Annotated in this window: 15 protein-coding genes; 7 read left to right on the top strand and 8 right to left on the bottom strand. The window is 68.8% G+C overall.

Annotation, left to right across the window (positions count from 1 at the left end; translation table 11 throughout):
- Nucleotides 1-3: 3 nt before the first annotated feature.
- Both ACFQ0E_RS02935 and ACFQ0E_RS02930 read right to left on the bottom strand, forming a co-directional pair.
- The gene (locus ACFQ0E_RS02935) at nucleotides 4-918 is read right to left on the bottom strand and encodes an ABC transporter ATP-binding protein (protein WP_386822200.1); all 915 of its coding nucleotides are present in this window, start codon (nucleotides 916-918) and stop codon (nucleotides 4-6) included.
- Nucleotides 919-1,073: 155 nt separating this feature from the next.
- Entirely contained in the window at nucleotides 1,074-1,484 is a 411-nt protein-coding gene (locus ACFQ0E_RS02930) for a GntR family transcriptional regulator (RefSeq protein ID WP_386822199.1), read from the bottom strand.
- A 376-nt stretch (nucleotides 1,485-1,860) separates the two neighbouring features.
- On the opposite strand from ACFQ0E_RS02930, the gene rpoH reads away from it, so the two are divergent.
- The 4 genes from rpoH (at nucleotide 1,861) to ACFQ0E_RS02910 (ending at nucleotide 4,743) form a co-directional block, all read left to right on the top strand.
- Nucleotides 1,861-2,736 (top strand): RNA polymerase sigma factor RpoH, encoded by an 876-nt coding sequence (rpoH, locus tag ACFQ0E_RS02925; RefSeq protein ID WP_386822198.1) that lies wholly within the window; start codon nucleotides 1,861-1,863, stop codon nucleotides 2,734-2,736.
- Between the two features lie 187 nt (nucleotides 2,737-2,923).
- The gene (locus ACFQ0E_RS02920; RefSeq protein ID WP_386822197.1) at nucleotides 2,924-3,343 is read left to right on the top strand and encodes a hypothetical protein; all 420 of its coding nucleotides are present in this window, start codon (nucleotides 2,924-2,926) and stop codon (nucleotides 3,341-3,343) included.
- Nucleotides 3,344-3,427: 84 nt separating this feature from the next.
- A complete protein-coding gene (locus ACFQ0E_RS02915) occupies nucleotides 3,428-4,186 on the top strand; it encodes an NYN domain-containing protein (protein WP_386822196.1) in 759 nt (252 codons plus the stop codon).
- Between the two features lie 89 nt (nucleotides 4,187-4,275).
- A complete protein-coding gene (locus ACFQ0E_RS02910) occupies nucleotides 4,276-4,743 on the top strand; it encodes a DUF1203 domain-containing protein (RefSeq protein ID WP_386822195.1) in 468 nt (155 codons plus the stop codon).
- A gap of 32 nt (nucleotides 4,744-4,775) precedes the next feature.
- Here the strand turns inward: ACFQ0E_RS02910 and ACFQ0E_RS02905 are convergent, their stop codons facing one another.
- Nucleotides 4,776-6,059: an NAD(P)/FAD-dependent oxidoreductase gene (locus ACFQ0E_RS02905; protein WP_386822194.1), complete on the bottom strand. Its 1,284-nt coding sequence runs from the start codon at nucleotides 6,057-6,059 to the stop codon at nucleotides 4,776-4,778.
- On the bottom strand, nucleotides 6,056-7,051 hold the full coding sequence (locus tag ACFQ0E_RS02900) for an NAD(P)H-binding protein (RefSeq protein WP_386822193.1): 996 nt from the start codon (nucleotides 7,049-7,051) through the stop codon (nucleotides 6,056-6,058). The genes ACFQ0E_RS02905 and ACFQ0E_RS02900 overlap by 4 nt, the downstream gene beginning before the upstream one ends.
- A 112-nt stretch (nucleotides 7,052-7,163) precedes the next feature.
- Here ACFQ0E_RS02900 and ACFQ0E_RS02895 point away from each other — a divergent pair, with 112 nt between their 5' ends.
- Complete coding sequence (locus tag ACFQ0E_RS02895; RefSeq protein WP_386822192.1) at nucleotides 7,164-7,712, top strand: GbsR/MarR family transcriptional regulator; 549 nt, start codon at nucleotides 7,164-7,166, stop codon at nucleotides 7,710-7,712.
- Between the two features lie 143 nt (nucleotides 7,713-7,855).
- Complete coding sequence (locus ACFQ0E_RS02890) at nucleotides 7,856-9,211, top strand: Gfo/Idh/MocA family protein (protein WP_386822191.1); 1,356 nt, start codon at nucleotides 7,856-7,858, stop codon at nucleotides 9,209-9,211.
- A 6-nt stretch (nucleotides 9,212-9,217) separates the two neighbouring features.
- Here ACFQ0E_RS02890 and ACFQ0E_RS02885 read toward each other — a convergent pair whose 3' ends face one another.
- Together ACFQ0E_RS02885 and ACFQ0E_RS02880 are read right to left on the bottom strand one after the other, a co-directional pair.
- Entirely contained in the window at nucleotides 9,218-11,419 is a 2,202-nt protein-coding gene (locus ACFQ0E_RS02885) for a primosomal protein N' (protein ID WP_386822190.1), read from the bottom strand.
- Nucleotides 11,420-11,740: 321 nt separating this feature from the next.
- Nucleotides 11,741-11,983, bottom strand: coding sequence for a hypothetical protein (locus tag ACFQ0E_RS02880; RefSeq protein WP_386822189.1), 243 nt, complete (start codon nucleotides 11,981-11,983; stop codon nucleotides 11,741-11,743).
- Nucleotides 11,984-12,522: 539 nt separating this feature from the next.
- Between ACFQ0E_RS02880 and ACFQ0E_RS02875 the strand changes: the two genes are divergently transcribed.
- Nucleotides 12,523-13,155, top strand: a complete 633-nt coding sequence (locus tag ACFQ0E_RS02875; RefSeq protein WP_386822188.1) for a hypothetical protein — start codon at nucleotides 12,523-12,525, stop codon at nucleotides 13,153-13,155.
- A 33-nt stretch (nucleotides 13,156-13,188) separates the two neighbouring features.
- On the opposite strand, the gene ACFQ0E_RS02870 is transcribed toward ACFQ0E_RS02875, so the two are convergent.
- Nucleotides 13,189-13,518: a DUF4286 family protein gene (locus ACFQ0E_RS02870; protein WP_386822187.1), complete on the bottom strand. Its 330-nt coding sequence runs from the start codon at nucleotides 13,516-13,518 to the stop codon at nucleotides 13,189-13,191.
- A 34-nt stretch (nucleotides 13,519-13,552) separates the two neighbouring features.
- On the bottom strand, nucleotides 13,553-14,710 hold the full coding sequence (locus ACFQ0E_RS02865; RefSeq protein ID WP_386822186.1) for a DUF3667 domain-containing protein: 1,158 nt from the start codon (nucleotides 14,708-14,710) through the stop codon (nucleotides 13,553-13,555).
- Nucleotides 14,711-14,753 lie beyond the last annotated feature (43 nt).

Raw genomic sequence — 14,753 nt, 5'->3', positions numbered from 1 at the left:
TCCTCAGTGCGTCGCGCCGGGCGCGATGTGGTTCTTGGCGAGGAATGCGTTCACCGCGCGGTCCAGGCTCACCGGCATGCACTGCACGTTGCGCGCACCCGCGCCGCGCAGGAATTCCGCGAAACCATCGTCCTGGTCGAACACGAGGTAGTGGTGCAGTCCGTCGATGCGCTGGCGTTCCAGCAGGCCGGGGATGTCGGCGGCGTCCGGCCCCTTGAACGGGATGTCCGCGACCCAGTGGCTGACCCGCGCGCAGAACTCGTCCGGTGCCGACATGTGCACCAGCCGGCCGCGTTCGAGGATGATCAGGTTGTCGGCGACGCGCTCGATCTCCTCCATCTGGTGCGAGCAGTAGATCACCGTGCACTGGTCGGTCGCGTTGCTGTACATCAGCGATTCCAGGAACGCGCGCTTGGCGACCACGTCCAGTCCCAGCGTCGGTTCGTCGAGGATCAGCAATTCCGGCGAGCGCGCCAGCGCCAGCGCGAGGTTGAAGCCCGCGCGTTCGCCGCGCGAGAGCTGGCCGACCTTCTGTTCCGGCAGCACGTGGTAGTGGCCGATCACCTCGTCGTAGGCGCGCTGATTCCAGCGCGGGTATTCGCGGCGCTGCATGCGCGCGATGTCGGCCACGCGCATCCAGCCGGGCAGGGTGTGCTCCTCGTTGACGAAGCCGATGCGCGCCCGATCTGCCGGCGACAGGCGGGCGCTGTCGCGGCCGAGGATGCGCGCGCTGCCCGAACTGGGCGAGAGAAAGCCCAGCAGCAGCCGGAACAGCGTGGACTTGCCGGCGCCGTTGGCACCGACGATGGCGTGGATGCGGCCGCGCGGGATGCGCAGGTCGAGGTGGTCGAGCGCGAGCTTGCGCCCGTAGCGCTTGCTCAGGCCGTCGGTTTCGATCACGTGGTCTGTCATGGACATGGCGGGATCCGGTGCGGTTCGTGAACCGGTGGAAGAGGCAGGAAGACACGTCGCGACCGGAACCCGGCACGACACGGTCGCGCCGGGCGCGGCGCGGGAATGCGGACAGCAGGCGGAGCGGAGGATGCGGAGCGACCGCGCCTCAGCGCCCGTCCTCAGGCGGTCTTGCGGGGTGCCAGCGCGCGAAACTCGGCGTCCATGCGTTCATGGACCTCCTCGAGGGTGGCGTCCAGCGGGACGACATCGTTGACGAAGCGCTGCACGGCCTCGTCGAAGCGCCGTTCGCGTTCCGCCTCGCTCAGGCGCTGGCGCGGCGGCGCGACGAACAGGCCCAGGCCTTGCCGACTGTCGACCCAGCCTTCGGTCGTCAGTTCGGCATAGGCCTTGGCCACGGTGTTGGGGTTGATCGTCAGCTGCTGCGCCAGGCCGCGCACGCTGGGCAGCTGGTCGCCTGCCTGCAGCTCGCCGGTGGCGATCTGCATGCGCACCGCATCGACGATCTGGCGGACGATCGGACGTGTGTCGCCGGTGGCGATCTGGATCATCAGCGGGCGGGTGCGTGCCATGGCGGCTCCGGGGTGTCTGTACTGTGTGTAGTAGTACAGCAATGACGCAGCCGGCTGTCAAGCACGGTCCAAGCCGCCTGTCGGCTGAACGCCGGGACGCGGCATGACCTTCGACCCTCCCCGGGCCGGGCGAGGCCCCGCAGTCTGGTCACATGCCGGGTCGATCCACCACCGGCACCACCACCCGCGCAGGCCCTTGATTCTTCCGGCTCCGCCTCCATCGTCAACGGATGGCTGGCCATGACCTTGAAGCAGGGACCGGCACATTAGAGGAAGGAAGCGCACCCCGAGGGTTCGATTCGCAACATGAATGGAACGCTGGGGAACTTTTCAGGGATTTAGCACTCCAAGCAGGCGACTGCTAAGATCGGATCTTATGAACCAGACCACTGCCACTGCCCTGATTCCCAACAGCCTGCCGATCCCGAGCGCGCTGGGTTCGCTCGAGGCCTACATCGGTGCGGTCCACCAGATCCCTGTGATGACGGCCGAGGACGAGCAGGCGCTCGCCCGCCGCTACCACGAGCACAACGACCTCGACGCCGCGCGCGAACTGGTGCTCTCGCACCTGCGCTTCGTCGTCCATGTCGCCCGCGGCTACAACGGCTACGGCCTGCAGATGGCTGACCTGATCCAGGAAGGCAACATCGGCCTGATGAAGGCCGTGAAGCGCTTCGACCCCAGCGTCGGCGTCCGCCTGGTGTCGTTCGCGGTGCACTGGATCCGCGCCGAGATGCACGAGTTCATCATCAAGAACTGGCGCATCGTGAAGGTCGCGACCACGAAGGCGCAGCGCAAGCTCTTCTTCAACCTGCGCCGCAGCAAGACCCGCCTGGGCTGGCTCAACGCCGAGGAAGTCCGCGCCGTCGCCCAGGACCTCAACGTGTCCGAGCGCGAAGTGATGGAGATGGAATCGCGCCTCTCCGGTCGCGACATCGGCTTCGATGCCCCGGACGATGTCGACGACGACCATGCACCGCCGGCACCTGCCGCCTACCTGATGGCTGAAGGCTTGGACCCGGCGCAGACCTACGAGAGCGCCGACAGCGAAGCCGACCAGCTCGACCTGCTCCGCGAAGGCATGGCCCGTCTCGATGACCGCTCGCGCGACATCATCAAGCGCCGCTGGCTGGAGCCCGACAGCAAGGTCACGCTGCAGGAACTGGCCGACGAGTACGGCGTCTCGGCCGAGCGCATCCGCCAGATCGAGGCGAATGCGCTGAAGAAGATGAAGGCGCTGTTCGCCGCCTGATCCGGCCACACAACGCGATCCACCACGACGGCCCGGTCTTCCGGGCCGTCGTCGTTTCCGAGTGTCGCGGGGCCGCCGCCACGTCGCCCTGCGGCGGCTGGTGGCCAGGCGGCGCAGGAATGCCGCAGGCATACTGCCTGCGCCCGTCGAAGGGACGGGCATCCCGATGAACACATGGAGGTTGTCTATGATCGTGAAATCCCTTTCGGCGGCGGTGTCCGCCGGCCTGTTGTCCGTCCTCGCCCTCGCTGCGCCCGCGACCGCGCAGGCCGGCGATGTCTCCAACGCCACCCTGGGCTGTTTCGTCGACACCTATGCCTACGACACGCTGAGCGAAGGCATGTGCACGAGCTGGTGGACACCGTGGAGCGCGGACGATCCGTCCGTCGTCCATCTGGAGGTGGGCGGCTTGCCGCCGGGCACCTATTCGTTCGTGTGGCGCGACACCGACACCGGGCAGACCGTCTGCGCGGGCAGCACGACCACCTGCGGTCGCGCGATCTCCGTGTCGAGCACGGTCAGGACAACCGTCTACGTGCAGGACGTGCAGACCGGCGCGACCAGGCAGCTCAACGCCACTGCCGCCTTCTTCGACGGTTACCACTGATCGACCCGGGATGCGCCCGCCGTCGACGGCGGGCGCATCCCGGCCACCTGATAGGCTTGCGCTTTCGACGATGGGGACGGCGACATGGACGACAGGCTGCGGATCGCACTGCTGATCGACGCGGACAACGCGCCGGCGGCGAAGATCGACGTCGTGCTGGCCGAGCTGGCGCGACACGGCATCGCCAACGTCCGCCGGGCGTATGGCAACTGGAAGAGCCCGAACCTCGGCAAGTGGGAGCAGGCGCTGCATCCCAACGCGATCCAGCCGATGCAGCAGTTCGCGCTGAGCACCGGCAAGAACGCCTCCGATATGGCGATGGTGGTCGACGCCATGGACCTGCTGCACAGCGGACGCTTCGATGCCTTCGCGATCGTGTCCAGCGACGCCGATTTCACGCCGCTGGCGATGCGCCTGCGCGCGCAGAACATGCGCGTGTTCGGCTTCGGCGAGAAGAAGACGCCCGAGCCTTTCGTCAACGCCTGCTCGACCTTCCTCTTCATCGACGAACAGCCGGTCGACGCCAAGTCCGCCAGCGAAGGCCCCGCACCGCGCGCGCCGCTGCCGACAGCCAAGCTGCGCCAGGACACGAAACTGGTCAACCTCCTGCGCGATGCGGTGGAAGCGGAAAAGGACGACGACGGCTGGTCGAACCTCGCTGCGGTCGGCCACAACATCGGCAATCGCGCTTCCTTCGACCAGCGCAACTACGGCTACGCCAAGCTCAGCGCGCTGATCGAGGCCACCGAACTGTTCGAGACGCGGCGTGAGGGCCTGCATGTGCAGGTGCGCGCGAAACCGAAGAAGACCGCGAAACCGCAGGCTGCGCAGAAACCGGGTTGATCGCGGCCGGCTGATCGCGGCAGGAATCGGATATCGCGACGCCGTCGCGTGCGCGACGATGCGCTCCCCTCTGATTCCGGAGCGCATCCATGTCCTTCCGCATCCACGCCTTGCCCCTCGAACCCTTCGCGCCGCTGTTCGCGTTGTTCGACGACGCGCTGCATGCGCACGGCGCGCGCCGCGTCGTCGCCGATGGCCGCCCGGTGTATCCCTGCCGCGTCAGCCTGCAGGATGCGACCGAGGGCGAGCGGCTGGTGCTGCTGCACCATCAACACCAATCTGCCGACACGCCGTATCGCGCCGCAGGCCCGATCTACGTGCGCGAAGCGGCGGTGGTCGCGACACCGGATGTCGATGAAGTCCCGCAACTGCTGCGCCGCCGCCTGCTGTCGCTGCGCGCCTACGATGCGCGCGGCATGATGGTCTGGGCCGACGTGCGGCCGGGTGAAGAGCTCGAAGCGGGCATCGCCGAGCTGTTCGCGATCGATCGCACCGAGTACCTGCACCTGCACTACGCGAAACCCGGCTGCTATGCCTGCCGCGTCACGCGTGCCTGAGCAGGGTCAGTCGTCGCGATCAACCATCACGATCACCCATCACGATCGCCGCCGAGGATGATCCGCGCGCTGCGCTGGTAGCTCCAGTACGCTTGCGCCCAGTCGATCAGCACGACGAGGCGGTTGCGGAAGCCGATCAGGAAGAACACGTGCGCGGCGAGCCAGAACCACCAGGCGAGCAGGCCCGAGAACTTCAGGCCGTGCAGGTCTACGACTGCGGCCATGCGGCCGATGGTCGCGAGGTTGCCGAAATCGCGATAGCGGAACGCAGAGGGCGTCGCGCCGCGCAGGCGGGCGAGGATCGATCGCGCGACATGGCGGCCCATTTGCTTCGCAGCGGGCGCCACACCGGGCACCGGCTTGCCGTCGCATTGGATCGACGCGAGATCGCCGGCGACGAAAATCGACGGATGACCGGGCACGCTCAGGTCGGGTTCGACCAGGACGCGACCGGCGCGGTCGAGTGGCACGCCCAGGTCGCGCGCCAGCGGTGATGCGGCGACGCCGGCAGCCCAGAGCACGGTGCGCGCGGCGATGCGCGTGTCGCCAAGCTGCACGCCTTCGTCATCGATCGCCGCGACCGGCACGCCGGTGCGCACCTCGACGCCGAGTTTCTGCAGCTGCGCGCGCGCCTTTTCGGACAACGATTCCGGAAAGCTGGCCAGGACGCGCGGCCCGGCTTCGAGCAGCAGCACGCGCGCCTTGCGTGGATCGACGCGGCGGAACTCGCCGCGGAGCGTGTGGCGCGCGATCTCGGCGAGCGTGCCGGCCAGTTCCACGCCGGTCGGTCCGCCGCCGACGATGGCGAAGGTCAGCCAGGCATCGCGCTTCGCGGGGTCGTCTTCGGCCTCGGCACGTTCGAACGCGGTGAGGATGCGCCGACGAATGCCCAGCGCGTCGTCGAGCGTCTTCAGGCCGGGCGCGTGCGGTGCCCAGTCGTCGTGGCCGAAATAGGCGTGCGTGGCGCCGCTGGCGAGCAGCAGGTGGTCGAAGGCGAGTGTGCGGCCATCGGCGAGGTGCACCTGTTTTTCTGCCGGCGAGATGCCGGCGACTTCGCCGAGCAGCACGGTGACGTTCTTCTGCCGGCGCAGGATCTGGCGCAGCGGCGCGGCGATGTTCGGCGCGGACAGGCCGGCGGTGGCGACCTGGTACAGCAGCGGCTGGAACAGATGGTGGTTGCCGCGATCGAGCAGGGTGATGCGCACCGGTGCGCTGGACACTGCGCGCGCGGCCCACAGGCCGGCGAAACCGCCGCCGACGATGACGACATGCGGCCGGCGATCCTCGCCGGTGGCGTGCGGGTGATGCTGACTCATGACAACGTCCTGGAAGCGATGGGAATGGCGTGCGGCGTCGCGTCGTGCGCGGTCGTGGTCACGCCGATCGTGCGCGGCGCGCGGCCGAGCAGCGCCGGCAGCCGGTTCTCGCGTGGGAGGTTGTCGCGCTGGAGCAGTTCCCAGTGGCCGTACGAGAACGGCGTGGCATGGAACAGGTCGCAGACGTGCGAGGCGAGTCGGGCGAGAAGGTCGGGCACGGGCAGGCGACGCGCGGGCACCGGCGTGTGCAGCGCGCGGAGCGCGGCAAGATGTCCGGCGAGCGTGCGCACGTGCAGGCCGCCGAGGTCGTGCTCGCGCATCGGCGGCGCGGGGTCGAGCACTAGGTTGGCGATGGCCTCGCCCAGGTCGGCGACATCCAGCATCGCGATCCGCCCGGCGGCGGCCGGGGGCAGCGGGTGCACCGGCCAGCGCGCGACACGGCGGATCCAGCGCGCGCCGAAGCCGCCTTCGCCGTCGAGCAGCGAGGGCCGGACGATGTGCCAGTCCGCACCGCTGGCGCGCAGCGCGGCTTCGCCGTCGCGCTTGGAGCGCAGGAAGCGACTCCCCGCCGGCCCGTCGAGGCCCAGCGCGGAGATGTGGACCAGGCGCAGGCCGCTCGCGGCGCAGGCAGTGGCGAGCGCTGCGGGCGCGCGATGGTGGACGCGGTCGTAGGTCTCGCGCCCGCGTTCGCGGAGGATGCCGACGCAATTGACGACGATGTCGCAGCCTTCGATGACGGGCTGCCAGGCGGCGGGATCGAGGAGGCGTTCGAGATGGGCCTCGCGGCCGGGGAGGTCGCCCAGGCCATGACGCGGCAGGCGGCGACGGGGCCGGCGGCTGCCGACGACCACCTGCAGACCGCAGGCGCGGAGCGCGGCGACGACGTGTCGGCCGATGAAGCCGGTCCCGCCGAGGACGAGCACGACCGGGACGGGACTGCCTGCGGGAGGAGGCTTGCTGTCGGCCGGGGCCGGGACTGCGAGAGCGCCCATGCGCTGCTCCTGTGCGACGGTAGTGTCGGTTATTTCTGTCTTGACAGAAATATATGACGAACCTAGGCTGGCCGCAAGCTTCGAAAACGCATCCATCGCGATCACCGCCGCCATGTCGTCCTCATCCGAACCTGTCCACGATCCCCTGTCGCCGCTGAGCCGGCGTTTCGTCCTGCACTGGGGCGAGATGGGCTCGCGCTGGGGCGTGAACCGCACCGTCGCGCAGATCCACGCGCTGCTGTTCCACACGGGCCGTCCGATGCACGCGGAGGAGATTGCCGAGACGCTGTCGGTCGCGCGCTCGAACGTCAGCACCAGCCTGCGCGAGCTGACCAACCTCAACCTGGTGCGCACGGTGCACCTGCTCGGCGACCGCCGCGATCACTTCGAGACCTCGAAGGACGTGTGGGAGCTGTTCCGCGTCATCACCCGCGAGCGCAAGTCGCGCGAATTCGATCCCACCGTGGCGCTGCTCAAGGATCTGGTCGCCGACGAGGCGTTCGCGAACGAGCCGGCCGACGCGCGCGCCCGCATCAAGGAAACGCTCGCGTTGATGACCGCGCTGTCCGCCTGGGGCGAGGAAATGCTGCGCCTGGAGCCGGCGACTCTGATGAAGGTGATGAAGCTCGGCGGAAAGATCCAGAAGCTGCTGCGCGAATAGTCGACGCCTCCACGCGACAGCCGGCGTGCACCCGCTACACTCCGTGCGGGGCCGCAGCGCGTGGATCGCGCCATGCGGTGACGTATCGTTTCGCGATGTCGCCGCGCGCGGCGTCGCATGCACGCACGGGAGTGGGCTCGTCCATGAATCGCAGGGATTTCCTCATCGCCTCCGCTGCAGGCGCGGCGTCCGTCGCACCGCTGTCGTCGCTGGCCAAACCGCGTGTCTGGAAGCGAGGCGAGCCGCTGAAGATCGGCGTCCTCGGCGTCGGCATGCGCGGCCAGGTGCACCTGAAGGAACTGCTGCGTCGCGACGACGTGGCGATCACCGCGATCTGCGACACGGATCCGTACATGATCGACAAGGCGCTGGAGCGCATCGCGAAGGCCGGCAAGCCGAAGCCGCAGGTCTACACCGGCGATGGCGATGCCTGGCGCAGGATGTACGCGAAGTCCGGCATCGATGCGGTGTTCATCGTCACGCCCTGGGAGCTGCATGCAGTGCAGTCGATCGAGGCGATGCAGGCGAAGATCGCGGTCGCCTGCGAGGTCGTCGCGGGCATCACGCTCGACGATCACTGGGACGTGCTGCGCGCACAGCTGCGCACCGGCACGCCCTACATGCTGCTGGAGAACGTGTGCTACCGCCGCGACGTGCTCGCGGCGTTGCACATGGCGCGCAAGGGCCTGTTCGGCGAGATCGTGCATCTCGAAGGCGGCTACCAGCACGACCTGCGCGCGGTGAAGTTCAACAGCGGCGAACCGGGCAAGCCCTATGGCGGCGGCTACGAGTTCGGCGAGAAAGGCTGGTCGGAAGCGCGCTGGCGCACGGACCATTCGGTCCGCCGCAACGGCGAGCTGTATCCCAGCCACGGCATCGGCCCGTGCGCGATGCAGGCGAATATCCATCGCGGCAACCGTTTCACGCGACTGACGAGCTACGCCAGCAAGGCGCGCGGCCTGCACGACTACATCGCGAAGAACGCGCCGGAGCATCCGAACACGAAGGTCGCGTTCAAGCTCGGCGACGTGGTGCAGACCCACCTCGCCTGCGAGAACGGCGAAACCATCCTGCTCACCCACGACACCTCGCTGCCGCGCCCGTATTCGCTGGGCTTCCGCGTGCAGGGCACGCAGGGCCTGTGGATGGACGTGAACAAGGGCATCCACATCGAAGGCCAGTCGAAGCCGCATGAATGGGACGCGGCCGAGGACTGGTTCGCGAAGCACGACCATCCGCTGTGGCAGCGTTTCGCCGATGCGGCGAAGGAATCGGGACACGGCGGCATGGATTTCTTCGTCGTCAACGCCTTCGTCGAAGCCCTTCGTCGGGGCGAGCCGATGCCGATCGACATCTACGACGCGGTGGCGTGGAGCGCGATCACGCCGCTGTCGGAGCAGTCGATCGCCGAGGGCAACCGCACGTTGGACTTCCCGGATTTCACCGACGGCCTGTGGGCGAAGCGCAAGCCGATCTTCGCGTTCGACGATCGTTACTGAGTCGGTTCAATACAGGTCGACCGGATCCACGTCCAGCGACCAGCGCGTCCTGCGCGCGTCGGGCAGGGCGTGGATCGCGGGCAGCGCCGCGTCGAGTGCCTGATGCAGCGCGCGTCGCGTGGAAGCGGTGAGCAGCAGCTGCGCGCGGTACATCCCGGCGCGGCGCGGCATCGGCGCGGCGACGGGACCGTTGAGGGCAAGGCCGTCGCTCTCCTCGCGTTGCGTCGCTGCGTACGGCAGCAGTGTGGCCTTCGCCGCGTGCAGGAACTGCATCGGCGCGTCGGCGTGCTGCGCTTCGGCGCGGAGCAGGGCGAGGTGCGCGAACGGCGGGAAGCCGGCGGCTTCGCGCAGGGCCAATTCGGTCTCGGCGAAGGCGTGGTAGCCGCCCTGGATGAGCGTGAGCAGCAGCGGATGTTCGGGATGGTGGGTCTGCAGGATCACCTCGCCGCGCTTGTCGGCGCGCCCGGCGCGTCCGGCGACCTGGATGAGCAGTTGCGCGAGCTTCTCGCCGGCGCGGAAGTCGGCGGAGAACAGGCCTTCGTCGATGCCGACGACGGCGACCAGGGTGAGGTTCGGCAGGTCGTGGCCCTTGGCCAGCATCTGCGTGCCGACGAGGATCCCCGGCTGTGTGCCGAGTTCGGCGAAGTGCTTTTCGAGCGCGTCCTTGCGCCGCGTGCTGGCGCTGTCGATGCGCAGCACCGGCACGTCGCCGAAGCGCTCGGCGAGCAGTTCCTCCAGACGCTCGGTGCCGACGCCCTGCGGCTGCAGGGCGAGGCTGGCGCAGTCGGGGCAAGCCATCGGCGGGGTCTGCCGTGCGCCGCAGTGGTGGCACTGCAGGCGACGACCGCCGCCGTGCACGGTCATCGGCACCGCGCGCAGCGGCGTGCTGCAGCGGCGGCACTGCGCGCTCCAGCCGCAGTCGTGGCAGAGCAGCACCGGCGCGTAGCCGCGCCGGTTCTTGAACACGAGCACCTGGCCACCGTCGTCCAGCGCCTTGCGCATCGCCTGCAGCAGTTCCGGCGACAGGCCGGCATCGAGCGGACGCTTGCGCACGTCGAGCACGCGCACGGTCGGCGGCTGGGCTTCACCGGCGCGGCGGCGCAGGCGCAGGTGCGCGTAGCGGCCGGATTCGGCGTTGTGCAGGGTTTCCAGCGAGGGCGTGGCGCTGCCCAGCAGCACCGGCACGTCCAGGGCCTTGCCGCGCACCAGGGCGAAGTCGCGGGCGTGGTAGCGGATGCCGTCCTGCTGCTTGTAGCTGCCGTCGTGTTCCTCGTCGATCACGATCAGCCCGGCGTCGGGGAGCGGCACGAACACCGCCGAGCGCGTGCCGACGATCACGCGCGCCTCGCCGCGCCAGGCGGCGGCCCAGACCCGGGCGCGTTCGCCGTCGGCCAGCCCCGAGTGCAGGGCGTGGACCGGGACGCCGAGGCGGCGGCGGAAGCGCTGCAGGGTCTGCGGGGTCAGGCCGATCTCGGGGACCAGTACCAGCGCCTGCTTGCCTGACGCCAGGCAGTCGGCGATCGCGCGCAGGTAGACCTCGGTCTTGCCGCTGCCGGTCACGCCGTCGAGCAGCGAGGCCGCGAAGCCGCGACGCGCGCGCAGGCTGTCCAGCGCGGCGTCCTGCTCCTCGTTGGGCACGGGCCCCGACTCTGGCATCGGGGCGTGCGCCGATGCTGGCACCGCGACGCGTTCGGTCAGGCCGCGCTTGAGCAGGGCCCGCGCGGCGGGACGCCAGTCGTCCAGGCGCGCATCCAGCACGTCTTCGTCCAGGCCGGCATCGCCCAGCAGTTCGGCCAGCCGCGCGGGCTTGCCGCGCAGGCGCGTGCCGCTGGCCTCGGGGGTCAGTCGCCAGGCCCAGGCATGGGTGTCGGGCAGGGGCTCGCCGTGGCGGAGCAGGGTCGGCAGGGCGGTGGCGAAGACCTCGCCCAGCGGGGCGTGGGTGTAGCGCGCCAGCCAGCGCAGGGAGTCGAGCAGCTCGCCCTGCAAAAGTGGCGTCTCGTCGAGCAGCACCTCAGCCTGGCGCAGCTCGCCCAGCCCGGGGTCGACCGGGCCGATCTCCGCGATCACCCCGACCAGGCTGCGGCTGCCGAAGGGCACCCGCACGCGTCCGCCGACCATGGCGACGCCGGCGTCCGGCGGCAGGTAGTCGAAGAGGCGAGGCAACGGCAGCGGCAGGGCCACCCGGAGCACGGTGTCGGGGCTGTGCATGGCCGGCAGTCTACCGGTTCGCCCCGGGGTGGCCGCGATCATCCACACAGCCTGTGGATAACGCTGTGCATGGCCTTGTGGGGCATGCGTTCCACGCCCCGGAAAACGTGGGCTTCGCTGAACATGGCGAAAATATGTCCATCTTGTTCGTCATTGAAATCAATGGCTTGCGCGTGGAACACGGCGGGCGGATGGCGCGTGGCGCTGTTTTCCCCGGGAAACACGGTCTTGCATGCGGCTGTGCACAATCGTTCCGGACCGGGCTTGACAGCGAGGGCGTTTGCGGCATCTCCACACGTCACCGCATCGACCCGGGGCGAGCTATCCACACAGCCTGTGGATAAGCGTGTGGATGAAGGTGTGGGTGGCGCGTTCCACGCCCCGGTTTTCGTGGGGTTCCGAAAACATGGCGAAATAATGGCCATGTTCGTTTTCAATAAAATCAATGGTTTGTGCGTGAAACCCGTCCGCGCACATCAACTGCAGCGTTGAAGTCCGCGCCGATCCAGCCAAAAACCGGCTTGTGTACAACGCCTGCGTCACCCCTTGACAGACGGCGCTCATCGATGGGGTCGATCGAGCACCAGGCCGCCGAACGTCCGGACACCCGGTTTGCTTGCCCGGGCCGGACCGGCAGGTGGGCAGGAGGGGGAGGGCGGAGCCGGTTCGGTCCGGCAGCACGGCCCGATCTCATGCGACGCGACTTGCATCGCATTGCTGTCCTCCGTCACACGATTGCGGGCTAAGTCACGGATCGTGAAAGGAATCGCGATTTATCCACACAAGCTGTGGATAAGTTTGTGCATGACGCCCGGCGACGGCGCCGCGATGCCGGAAAACCAAGGCTTTGCCCATGTCTGGCGAAAAAAACGCCAAGGCCAATGATCCTTTTTGAAATCAATCGTTTATCCGTGAAACATTGCAGGACTGTCATGCGCGAAACGGCACCGTCCGGCGACATGACAGTCCCGTGACCGCTGTGCACAACCCATGGCCGCCATCGATCCGACAGGTGCAGGTGGGAGCCTGTTTCGTGACGATTGTCAAGTCGATCCGGCGGGGCACAGGGCATCATGCGTCGCCTCCGAAAATCCGCCCCCGCAATGATGGCTCTACCGAACACGCTCGACAGTGCCGCGTCTGCCGGCACCGCTCTCGGGAATTTCCTGCGTGGCATGGAGCGCCGCGCCGCCCTGCTCGCGGAACTGCAGTGCGGCGACCAGTCGCATGGCGACCGCGCCCTGGCGGCGGCCATCGAGAGCTTCGCACTGCAGGCCCCGGGCCTGCCCCAGGACAGCTGGACGCTGCAGTTCTGGACCATCCTGCTGCAGACCCCGGTCCTCAACAGCGAGCCGGTCGCGCCCTACTGGAACGGCGACTTCGCGTCCCTGGCGCGCCTGGACTTCGGCACCCGGGCTGTGCTGCTGCTGCGCGTGGTGGCCGGGCTGGATGATGCGCAGGCCTCGGCCGTGTTCGGCGTGGACCCGGCGGAGTTCCGCCAGGCCCTGCAGCGGGCCCTGCCGCAGCGCGAGGACGGCAGCCTGGACGGCGAGGCCTGGCTGGCCCTGAACGACGAGGCCCGCTTCGTGATCAAGCACATGCCGCCGGAGCGCGTCGCGTCGATCGCCCGGCTGCGCGACAGCGCGGTGGCCGCGACCCTGGTGGAGACGCCCGCGCGCGGTGCCCAGGGCGGCAAGTCGGGCTGGCTCGGCCGGATCTGGCCCGGCCGGGGCTGAGTTCCGCCCGGGCCCCGAGCCCGGCGGGCCACTTCAGCGTTTGGTGGCGCGCAGGACGCGCCGGCTGGCCTGGAAGCGACCTCCGAAGCGCGCCATGCCGTCGGCGCGCAGGCGCGGCGCATGCTCGCGCAGGTAGTCGTCGAGCGCCGCCTGGTCCTTCAGCGCGTACTGCACGCACAGGCCGATGCGGCCGGCGCTGGCCGGCGGGTCCAGCACCTCGAAGAGCTTGGCTCCCGTGAAGCCGGGGAGCGCGAGGATCTCGGCGATGTGGTCGCGCAGCCAGGCGCGGTACTCCTCGTGCGCGGAGGCATCGACCTCGATGTTCACTTCGTAGAGGACGCCGGTCCTTCGGGATGCGGTCATGTCGTGCAGGGGGCCTTGGGGGAAGGGACGGGCGTCAGCTGCTGATGCCCGCGAGGACAGCATAGATCAGCGCGCAACCGAGCAGCACGGTGTACACGCTGCCGAGGATCGCGTACTTCGCGAGGGTCTTGATCCAGCCCTGCGCATAGACCCGTTTCTGCATCCACAGCAGGTAGGCCGGGGCGACGAAGCCGAACAGCACGACGGCGAAGGCATTGGTCGCCACCGCCATCGCGGTGCCGCCGACCAGCGTACCCAGCCCGAGCGCGACGAAATTGACGAGCAGCATGCACAGCAGGGCGATGTGGCTGTACATCGCGACGACCAGGTGTTCGAGGAAGCCGCGACCGGAGCGGATGTAGAGCAGCTTCAGGAACAGCGCGAACACCGGCATCAGCATGAGCAGCGCGCCCGGCACCGCGCCGAGGATGAGCTTGATCAGCATGTCGGGATCCTTGCGGATCGCGTTCGCGTTCTGGCGCATGCGTTCGCCGCGCTGCTTCAGCCAGCGCGTGAACCAGCCTTCGCCGGGCGCCGGGGTGAAGGCCGTGTCCGCTGCCGAGGTGATGGGGCTGTCCGCCGCTGGCGCCCACGGTTTGTCGGCGTCGTAACCGGCGGCGCGCAGCTGCTCGGGCGTGGCCTTCAATTCGATGAGCCGCTTGCGGGTGGTCTCGTGCAGCGACTGCTCGGTGTTCGGCCCGAGCATCGAGAGCATGGCCTGGCCGAAGGGGTTGTCGCGCAGCTCGCCCAGCGATTCGAACGCGGAGGCGCGCGCCTTCAGCACGGCATCGACCGTGGCTGCGCTGCGGATGCCGGTCTCGCCGACCTCGATGTCGCTGGTCTGCAGGGTGCCGTCCGGGTTCGCCGCGTGCATCGGAACCGGGTCCACGTGGATCGTCAGTTTGCCGATGAAGAAGGTCAGCAGGCTGAGGATCACGAACAGCCGCAGCGGCGGCACGTAGGCGACACGCCGGCCGTCGAGGTAGTTCTTCGCGACGCGGCCGGGCACCAGCAGGTCGCGCAGGGTGCGGAAGATGCGGCCGTCGAGGTGCCAGAACGACTCGAACACGTCCTCCACCGCATGCTTGAAGCTGCGCAGCGGGTTGTGGGCGTGTTGGCCGCAGATGTGGCAGTAGGCGCCGACCAGCGGGGTTTCGCAGTTGTCGCAGCGCGAGGCGTGATGATCGTTCATGTGCGCTCCCCGGGCGCCGCCGTTCGGCCGGGTAAGATAGCAG

It is taken from the genome of Lysobacter brunescens, from assembly GCF_042677005.1.
GTDB classification, from domain to species: Bacteria; Pseudomonadota; Gammaproteobacteria; order Xanthomonadales; family Xanthomonadaceae; genus Lysobacter_I; species Lysobacter_I brunescens.
The sequence above is the reverse complement of the archived record's forward strand: the minus strand, read 5'-3'. Positions and strand labels throughout refer to the sequence as shown.